The organism is Nocardia sp. FBN12 (assembly GCF_050320175.1).
Taxonomy (GTDB): domain Bacteria; phylum Actinomycetota; class Actinomycetes; order Mycobacteriales; family Mycobacteriaceae; genus Nocardia.
The window spans coordinates 5236237-5245639 of sequence record NZ_CP190048.1; the positions used below are offsets into that span (position 1 = coordinate 5236237).

Annotated in this window: 7 protein-coding genes; all 7 read left to right on the forward strand. The window is 68.4% G+C overall.

Annotated elements, in window-relative coordinates; all coding sequences use genetic code 11:
- Position 1 precedes the first annotated feature (1 nt).
- The 7 genes from ACQHI0_RS24650 to ACQHI0_RS24680 all read left to right on the forward strand — a co-directional run bounded on the left by ACQHI0_RS24650 (position 2) and on the right by ACQHI0_RS24680 (position 9389).
- On the forward strand, positions 2-2131 hold the full coding sequence (locus ACQHI0_RS24650; RefSeq protein ID WP_427904186.1) for a biotin carboxylase N-terminal domain-containing protein: 2130 nt from the start codon (positions 2-4) through the stop codon (positions 2129-2131).
- Entirely contained in the window at positions 2128-3288 is a 1161-nt protein-coding gene (locus tag ACQHI0_RS24655; RefSeq protein ID WP_427904187.1) for an acyl-CoA dehydrogenase family protein, read from the forward strand. Before ACQHI0_RS24650 ends, ACQHI0_RS24655 begins: the two co-directional genes overlap by 4 nt.
- Positions 3289-3386: 98 nt before the next feature.
- Positions 3387-3836, forward strand: coding sequence for a MaoC family dehydratase (locus tag ACQHI0_RS24660; RefSeq protein ID WP_427909284.1), 450 nt, complete (start codon positions 3387-3389; stop codon positions 3834-3836).
- Positions 3833-4669 (forward strand): HpcH/HpaI aldolase/citrate lyase family protein, encoded by an 837-nt coding sequence (locus ACQHI0_RS24665; protein ID WP_427904188.1) that lies wholly within the window; start codon positions 3833-3835, stop codon positions 4667-4669. The genes ACQHI0_RS24660 and ACQHI0_RS24665 overlap by 4 nt, the downstream gene beginning before the upstream one ends.
- Before the next feature lie 56 nt (positions 4670-4725).
- Positions 4726-6666 (forward strand): acetoacetate--CoA ligase, encoded by a 1941-nt coding sequence (locus ACQHI0_RS24670; RefSeq protein WP_427904189.1) that lies wholly within the window; start codon positions 4726-4728, stop codon positions 6664-6666.
- Between the two features lie 12 nt (positions 6667-6678).
- Complete coding sequence (locus ACQHI0_RS24675; RefSeq protein ID WP_427904190.1) at positions 6679-7893, forward strand: TetR/AcrR family transcriptional regulator; 1215 nt, start codon at positions 6679-6681, stop codon at positions 7891-7893.
- Between the two features lie 80 nt (positions 7894-7973).
- On the forward strand, positions 7974-9389 hold the full coding sequence (locus tag ACQHI0_RS24680; RefSeq protein ID WP_427904191.1) for a DUF1254 domain-containing protein: 1416 nt from the start codon (positions 7974-7976) through the stop codon (positions 9387-9389).
- Positions 9390-9403 lie beyond the last annotated feature (14 nt).

The following is a 9403-nucleotide window of genomic DNA, read 5'->3' on the forward strand; positions in this document are numbered from 1 at the left end:
TATGCTGAACAAGAACCACCCCATCGAATTCGACACCGTCCTGGTCGCCAACCGCGGCGAGATCGCGGTGCGTGTGATCAAGACCCTGCGCGCCATGGGCATTCGCTCGGTCGCGGTGTACAGCGATGCCGACGCGGGCGCGCGCCACGTGCGTGAGGCCGATGTCGCGGTGCGCCTCGGACCGGCGCCCGCGCGCGAGAGCTACCTGTCGATCGAGAAGGTCGTCGACGCCGCTGTTCGTTCGGGCGCGCAGGCGGTGCATCCGGGTTACGGCTTCCTGTCGGAGAATTCGGCCTTCGCGGCGGCCCTGGCCGACGCGGGCATCGTGTTCCTCGGGCCGCCCGCGAAGGCCATCGAGGTGATGGGCGACAAGATCACCGCGAAGAAGACGGTGACGGCGTTCGGGGTCCCGGTGGTGCCCGGCATCGCCGAACCGGGTCTGACCGATGACCAATTGATCGCCGCGGCAACGGAAATCGGCTACCCCGTGCTGGTGAAGCCGTCCGCCGGTGGTGGCGGCAAGGGCATGCGCCGGGTCACCGACCCCGCCGACCTGCCTGCCGCGTTGGTGAGCGCCAGGCGCGAAGCCGGTGCGTCGTTCGGCGACGACACCCTGTTCCTCGAGCGGTTCGTCAACCGGCCCCGCCACATCGAGGTGCAGGTCCTGGCCGACAAGTTCGGCAATGTGGTGCACCTGGGTGAGCGCGAATGCAGCTTGCAGCGCAGGCATCAGAAGGTGATCGAGGAAGCTCCGTCGCCGCTGCTGGACGCGCAGACCAGGGCCCGGATCGGCACTGCGGCCTGCAACACCGCCCGCAGCGTGGACTATGTGGGCGCGGGCACCGTGGAGTTCATCGTCTCGGCCGATCAGCCCGACGAGTTCTTCTTCATGGAGATGAATACCCGTCTGCAGGTGGAACATCCGGTCACCGAGATGGTCACCGGCGTCGACCTGGTCGAGTGCCAGGTGCGGGTCGCCGCGGGCCAGAAACTGGCGCGCACGCAGGACGAGATCCACCTGGTCGGGCATGCCGTCGAGGCGCGCGTCTACGCGGAGGACCCGAGCCGTGGATTCCTGCCGACCGGCGGCACCGTGCTCGCGCTGTCGGAGCCGGAAGGCGCCGGTGTGCGGGTGGATTCGGGCCTGTCGGTCGGCACCGCGGTCGGCAGCGATTACGACCCGATGCTGTCGAAGGTGATCGCGCGCGGCTCCACTCGTGCCGAGGCACTCGCCGCGCTGGACCGCGCGCTGGAACAGACCGTGCTGCTCGGCGTGACGAGCAATATCGAGTTCCTGCGGTTCCTGCTGGCCGACGACGACGTGCAGGCGGGCCGCCTCGACACCGCGCTGCTGGATCGCCGCGTCGCCGACTTCGTGGCCGCCGAGGTCACCGACGACGAATTCATCGCCGCCGCAGCGCATCACTGGTTGCGGCGCTGGCCCGCGACCGGCGGCGATCCGTGGTCGTCGCCCTCGGGATGGCGACTCGGCGCACCGGCCCCGACGTCGATCAGACTGTCCGCGGGCGACCAGGCGCGCCACGTCTTCATCACTGGCACACCGGCTTCGGCGACAGTGTGGCTGGACGCACCGGAGTCCGGCGCCGCGACTTCGAGTCGGCCGGAGCCGCGCACACTCACCGCCACCGCCACGGCCGACGGTCTCGCGGCGACGCTCGACGGGCTGCGGCGCGACTACCGCATCGCCGAGGCCGACGGGCAGCTGTGGGTGAGCCACGGCGGCGCGCTCGCTGTCCTGCGCGAGGTCGCCGAGGCGGCGGTCCGTGGCGATGCCGCCCACGTGGGTGACGCCGAAATCCGCAGTCCCATGCCGGGTTCGGTGATCGCGACACCGGTCGAGAACGGCGCGACCGTCGCCGTCGGTGATCCGGTGATCGTGATCGAGGCCATGAAGATGGAGCACGCGCTCACCGCGCCGGTGGCAGGCACGGTGGAGGTGCTCGCCGCGCCGGGTGCCCAGGTGAAGCTGGACCAGGTGCTGGTGCGCGTCGTCGCCCATCCCGCCGAAGCCATCGATGCGAACCCCGGCGACCCCGCCGAAACCGACACGGCCGTGGCGGTTTCCACGGCCACATTGCCCGATACCGAGCGCGAAGGAACCCCCGCATGACCGACTACCTGTCCACCGGTTCGCTGCCGGAGGAATATCGCCAGCTCGCACTCACCGTGCGCGATTTCGCCAACCAGGTCGTCGCGCCGGTGTCGGCGAAACACGATGCCGAACACAGCTTTCCGTACGAGGTCGTGGCGGGCATGGCGGAGATGGGACTGTTCGGCCTGCCGTTCCCCGAGGAGTTCGGCGGCATGGGCGGCGACTACTTCGCGCTGTGCCTGGCACTCGAGGAACTGGGCAAGATCGACCAGAGCGTGGCCATCACCCTCGAAGCGGGAGTGTCGCTCGGCGCAATGCCGATCTACCGCTTCGGCAACGACAAGCAGCGCACCGAATGGCTGCCGCAGCTCACCAGTGGACAGGCGCTGGCGGGCTTCGGACTCACCGAACCGGATGCGGGTAGCGACGCGGGCGGCACCAGGACCACCGCGGTGCAGGACGGCGAGAGCTGGGTGATCAACGGCAGCAAGCAGTTCATCACCAACTCCGGCACCGACATCACCCGCCTGGTCACCGTCACCGCGGTCACCGGGCAGACAGGCGGCAAGAAGGAGATCTCCACCATCCTGGTGCCGACCGCCACGCCGGGCTTCGTGGCCGAGCCCGCCTACAACAAGGTCGGCTGGAACGCCTCCGACACCCACCCGCTGAGCCTCACCGACGTGCGGGTGCCGCAGGAGAACCTGCTCGGCGAGCGCGGTCGCGGCTACGCCAACTTCCTGCGGATCCTCGACGAGGGCCGCATCGCCATCGCCGCGCTGGCCGTCGGCGCCGCGCAGGGCTGTGTCGACGAGAGCGTGCGCTACGCGGGCGAGCGCCAGGCCTTCGGACAGGCGATCGGCCGCAACCAGGCCATCGCGTTCAAGATCGCCCGGATGGAGGCACGGGCCCACGTCGCGCGCACCGCCTACTACGACGCCGCCGCGCTGATGCTGGCGGGCAAGCCGTTCAAGAAGGCCGCGTCGATCGCGAAGATGGTCGCCAGCGAGGCCGCGATGGACAACGCCCGCGACGCCACCCAGATCTTCGGCGGCAACGGCTTCATGAATGACTACCCGGTGTCCAGGCACTACCGTGACAGCAAGATCCTGGAAATCGGCGAGGGCACCACGGAGGTACAGCTGATGCTGATCGCACGGGAGCTGGGTCTGTGAGCGCGCCTGATCACGGCGGCCCGGAGGCGGCAGCGGAGCGTGACCACGCAGGGCCTCGAGAGCAGGCGCCGACAACACAGCGGGTCGTCCAGCGCGGACTGTGGTTCGAGGAGTTCGAGATCGGCACGATCTACGAGCACCGGCCCGGCCGCACCATCACCGAGGCCGACAATGTCCTGTTCACCACGCTGACGATGAACACCCAGGCCCTGCACCTGGACGCGGCCTTCGCCGACGCGCAGCCGCCGTTCAACCAGCGCCTGGTGAATTCGATGTTCACGCTGTCGACACTGGTCGGGCTCTCCGTCGCCCAGCTCACCCAGGGCACGCTGGTGGCCAACCTCGGCTTCTCCGAGATGACCGTGCCCGCGCCACTGTTCCACGGCGACACCATGTACGCGGAAACGCTGGTCACCGACAAGCGGGAATCCAAGAGCCGCCCGGGTGAGGGGATCGTCAGCCTGGCGCACACCGCGCGTAACCAGAACGGGGTCGTGGTGGCGACCGCCGTTCGCCAGACCCTCGTCCGAAAGGCGCCCGCCGCGTGAGCAACCGACCCCCCACCGAATCCTGGCAGCCGAGTGGACCCGCGTGGCTGTTCTGCCCGGCGGACCGCCCTGAGCGTTTCGCCAAGGCCGCCGCGGTGGCCGATGTGGTGATTCTCGACCTCGAGGACGGAGTGGCGGCGGCGGACAAGGCTGCCGCTCGGCAGGCGCTGATCGACACCCCGCTAGACCCGCGGCACACCGTGATTCGCGTCAACGCCGCCGACACCGACGAGTACGCGGCCGATCTGGCAGCGCTCGCGCAGACCGGTTATCGCCGGGTCATGCTGCCCAAATGCGAATCGGCCGAACAGGTTCGGACCCTCGATGGCTACGAAGTGATCGTGCTGGTCGAATCGCCGCTCGGTGCGGTGCGGATCACCGAGTCGGTGCAAGCCGGCAATGCCATCGGCGTGATGTGGGGCGCCGAGGATCTGGTCGCCGGGCTCGGTGGCAATTCGAGCAGGCATGCCGACGGCGGTTACCGCGATGTCGCTCGCCAGGTGCGATCGGCGACACTACTGGCGGCCAAGGCATTCGGTCGCTTCGCGCTGGACTCGGTGTATCTGAACATCAAGGATCTCGAAGGCCTCGCCGCGGAGACGAGCGACGCGGTCGCCGTCGGATTCGACGCCAAGGTCGCCATCCACCCGAGTCAGGTCGCCGTGATCCGCGACGGCTACGCGCCCGACCCCGCCGAGCTCGACTGGGCGCGCCGGGTGCTGGCGGAAGTGCCCGACCACCGTGGCGTCTTCGCGTTCGAGGGTCGTATGGTCGACGCGCCGGTACTCCGGCATGCCGAACAGATCGTCCGCCGCGCGGGCGTGCCCAGCTGATCATCGGGTAACCATCTCCCGATACCCGCAGTAGTCCAGTTCGAGGAGGACATCCGGTGCAACCGCAATGGGTACCGAGCGCACACGACGTCGCATCGGCCCGAATCACCGACTTCGCCACCTTCGTCACCGCGCGAACCGGCGACGAATACCCGGACTACCAGGCCCTGTGGCAGTGGTCGGTGGATGACATCGCCGGCTTCTGGCAGGCCGTGTGGGACTACTTCGAGCTCGGCGAGACCGCCGGTGAGGTCCTCGGTTCGCGGGCGATGCCGGGTGCCGAGTGGTTCCCCGGAACGCGGCTGAACTATGTCGACCAGATCATCCGGATGGCCCAGTTCGGCCGCCCCGCGGTCATCGCGCTGCACGAGGACGCCGAGCCGAGGGAGGTGTCGTGGGCCGAATTGATCGAGCAGGTCACGGTTTTCGCGCGCACCTTGCGTGAACAGGGCGTAGAGGCAGGCGACCGGGTGGTCGGCTACCTGCCCAATATCCCGGAGGCGATCGTCGCCTTCCTCGCCACCGCCAGCATCGGCGCGGTGTGGAGTGCCTGCGGCCAGGACTACTCCGCGAAGGCCGCACTCGACCGGCTCGGCCAGCTCGACCCGACGGTGCTTGTCACCGCCGACGGCTACCGCTTCGGCGGCCGGGAACACGACAAGCGGGCCGACATCGCCGCCTTGCAGGACGGCTTGAACCTGCGTGCGACCGTGGTGGTCTCGCAGCTCGGACTCGACGTGCCCGACTCGCTGTCGTGGACGGACTCGGTAGCCGATGCCGGGCTCGGTGTCATCGAAACCGTCCCCGTCGATTTCGATCATCCGCTGTGGATCGTCTTCTCCTCCGGCACCACCGGACTGCCGAAGGGCATCGTGCACGGCCACGGCGGCGTGCTGCTCGAACATCTGAAAGCCGTAGCGCTGCAATCGAACATGGGCCCGGAGGACACGTTCTTCTGGTACACCAGCCCGAGCTGGATGATGTGGAACTTCCAGGTAGCGGGTCTGCTGACCGGCACCACAGTGGTCACCTACGACGGCAGCCCGACAGCGGGCGGTCCGGATGCCCTGTGGCGCATCACCGCTCAGGTGGGCGCCACCGTGTTCGGCACCAGCCCCGGCTATGTCCTCGGCTGCATCAAGGCCGGCTCGGTGCCACGCGCCGACCACGACCTGTCGGCCCTGCGTTCGGTGGGCATCACCGGTTCGGCGCTACCGGTTTCGAGTGCGCTGTGGTTGAACGAGAATGCGGGCGAGCATGTTCAGGTGAGCTCGATCAGCGGCGGCACCGACGTGGTGTCGGCGTTCGTCGGCGGCGCACCGACCGTGCCGGTGTGGCCCGGTGAACTGTCGGCGCCGTATCTCGGCGTCGCACTCGATGCCTTCGACGAGCAGGGCGACTCTGTGCGCGGCGAGGTCGGCGAGCTGGTGGTCACCGCACCCATGCCGTCGATGCCGGTCCACTTCTGGCGCGACGACGACGGAAAGCGCTATCACGCCGCCTATTTCGACACCTATCCCGGCGTGTGGCGCCACGGCGACTGGATCACCCGCACCGAACACGGCAGCATCGTCGTGCACGGCCGCTCCGATTCCACCCTCAACCGCCACGGCATCCGCATGGGCAGCGCCGACATCTACCAGGTCGTCGAACAGTTCCCGGAAATCGCCGAGGCCTTGGTGATCGGCGCCGAACAACCCGACGGCGGCTACTGGATGCCCCTGTTCGTCGTGCTCGCCCCCGGCGCCGAGCTCACCGAGGACCTGAAATCCCGCCTGTCCACCGCGATCCGCACCGAGGTGTCCCCCCGCCACGTCCCCGACGAGATCCGCGAAGCCCCCGGCATCCCGCACACCCGCACCGGCAAGAAACTGGAAGTCCCCATCAAGAAACTCTTCCAGGGCGCCGACCCCGCCCGCGTCGTCGAACGCAGCGCCGTCGACGACCCCGCACTCCTCGACTGGTATGCCCGGATAACCCCGCCCGACAAGGGCTAATACACTTCCCACATGAATGTCAGCGAGTCTCGTGGGGCGCGTGGGGTAGCTGGGACTGAAGTTCGGCGTCGGCCGAAGAATCGCCGGGCGCAGATCGCGGCGTCGTCGGCGGTGGCGTTCGGGGCCGCCGGGTACCACGGCGTGAGCATGGAGGACATCGCGTCCGGGCTGGGGATCAGTTCGGCCGCGCTGTATCGGCACTACCCCAGTAAGTACGCGTTGTTCCGGGAGGAGTTACTTCGGGTCGGGCAGGCCTTCACCGCGTCGATCGTGGTGTCGGCGCAGGACACGCTGCCCGCGGCACAACGGTTGCGGTACATACTGACCGGGCTGATCGGCGCGACCGTCGAGAATCGGGCGACGGTGCGGTTGGTGCGATGGGAGGGCCGCTACCTCGAACCAGCCGATCGTGTGGTGCTCGATGAACAGCAGAGTTCGGTGCTGGTGGCGCTCGACGAGCAACTGGCCGTCTTGCGTCCCGAATTGACCACGGCGGAACTGCGAATGATCTCCACGGCGATGCTCGGTGTCGTCACCAGCATCGCCGATCATCACGCCGCGCTGCCCGTTCGCACGCTGAACAAACTGCTCGGCTCAGCGGGTATGGCATTGACCGATAGTGAATTGCCCCCTGCCGCAACAGTGCCGGAGCAGGGCGTCCGTGCCGAGATTCCGGCCTCGTTCAAACATGAACTGCTGCTGCGTAAAGCGGTGGAGCTGTTTCACATCCGCGGTTATCCGAATGTCAGCGTGGAGGACATCGCCTCGGCGGCGGGATTGTCGGCGGCATCGGCGGTGTACCGGTTCTATCGGGGCAAGAGCGATATCCTCGCTGCCGCGTTCCGGCGGGCGGCGGACCGGGTGTCCGGGGCGATCGGGCCCGCCGTGGCGAGCACGCCCGACAGCGGCGCGGCGCTGGGTGTGCTGGTCGAGCAGTTCGTCGCCGACACCTTCGACGAGCGAGCCCTCGCCGTGGTCTACTACGCCGAATTCGGGCACGTGCCCGCCGAGGAACGCGCGGTCCTGCGCAATATCCAGCGGTTGAGCGTGCAGGAATGGGCGCGGCTGGTGCGCGACATGCGGCCGGAGCTGACCGCTGCCGAGGCGCGATTCCTGGTACACGCGGCGTTCGCGATGGTCATCGACCTCGGTCAGGAGTTCGGCGACAACCCGATCGCGGGCCGGGCCAGGGTCGGCTTCCTGATGCGGCGGGTGCTGCTCGGTTGAGCAGTTCACCCGTCGCGGATGAGGCGGCCTGTTCCTGACGCGACATACGCTCGGCGATCAGGCCGTCGAACGGAGCGTGTATGGATCCACGCGCGGGTGCGCTGACCAGGCGATCGCTGCTGGGTCTCGGTGCCGCGGCAGCCGCCGCGGCCGTGCTGCCGGGGTGTAGCGACCAGTCGGTGCGCCTGCCGGTCCACACAACCGACCGCCCGGACGTGCTCGCGCTGGCCACCGACGCCTACGTCTTCGGCTACCCGATGATGCTGCTCGACATCATGCGCGCGGCGAGCGGGCCGACCAACACCATCGATCACAGTGTTCTCCCCGATCCCAACGATCGCGGGGTGGCCCGGCTCAGCCACGACATGGTGTATTCACAGGCATGGCTCGATCTCACCGAAGAGCCGATGGTGCTGCAGATCCCGGGAATGGAGCCCGACCGGTTCTGGCTGTTCCAGCTGATCGACGGGTGGGCCAACACCGAACACGACCTGACGAGCAAGACCCCACGAACCACCGTCGACGCCGACGGTCCACCGTTCACCTACATCCTCACCGGCCCGCAGTGGGCCGGGGAACTGCCGGCGCAGATGACACGGCTGCACATGCCGTCGACGCTGTGCACGATCGTGGGGCGGATCCAGATCAACGGTGTCCAGGACGCGCCGAAGGTCAACGAATTGCAGCAGCAGATCAAACTGATCCCGCTCAGCGCTTGGAAACGCGGCGACCTCGACGCCACGGTCAGCCGCGTTCACCCGATCGACCGTGGCACCGAACCGCCGGCGAAACGAATCGCCGCCCTGGACGGCCGCACCTATCTCAACCGCCTGTGCCGGCTGATGCTGACCGATCCGCCCGCCGCCGCCGACGCACCCTTGATGGCCGAACTGGCCAAGATCGAGATACAACCCGGCGGGGTCGTCGACGACCGACCCGCCGACATCCTCGACGAAGCGGTCCGCCAGGGACAGCGTCGCATCGCCGACTGGACCGACCCGACCGCCCGCTCGGTCAACGGCTGGGAAATCCCCATCGACCTCGGTACCTTCGGCACCGACTACCTCCGCCGCGCGGCCACCACCAGACGCTCCCCCGGCCTCGCCCCCATCCGCGACATCCTCTACGGGAACCTGGACGCCCCCGCCACCGACGAGCGAGGCGCCCCGTACCGGTACCGAATCCGCTTCGCACCGGGCACCTGGCCCCCCGTCGACGCCTTCGCCTCGATCACCGCCTACGACACCCAAGGTCTCCTGGTCCCCAACCCCGAGCAGATCTACTCGGTAGGCCACGTCCCCCGGGTAGTCGCCGCCCCCGACGGTTCCGTGGAACTAGCCATCCAGCAACAGGACCCCCGCCCGTCCGTCCCCACCGGCAACTGGCTCCCCATCCCACCGACCGGCGACTTCTCCCTCACCCTGCGCCTCTACGCCCCTCGCGGGGAGGCTATCGACGGAAAGTGGGAGCCACCACCGCTGACCAGAATCGACTGAGTCGGCCGCGCTGG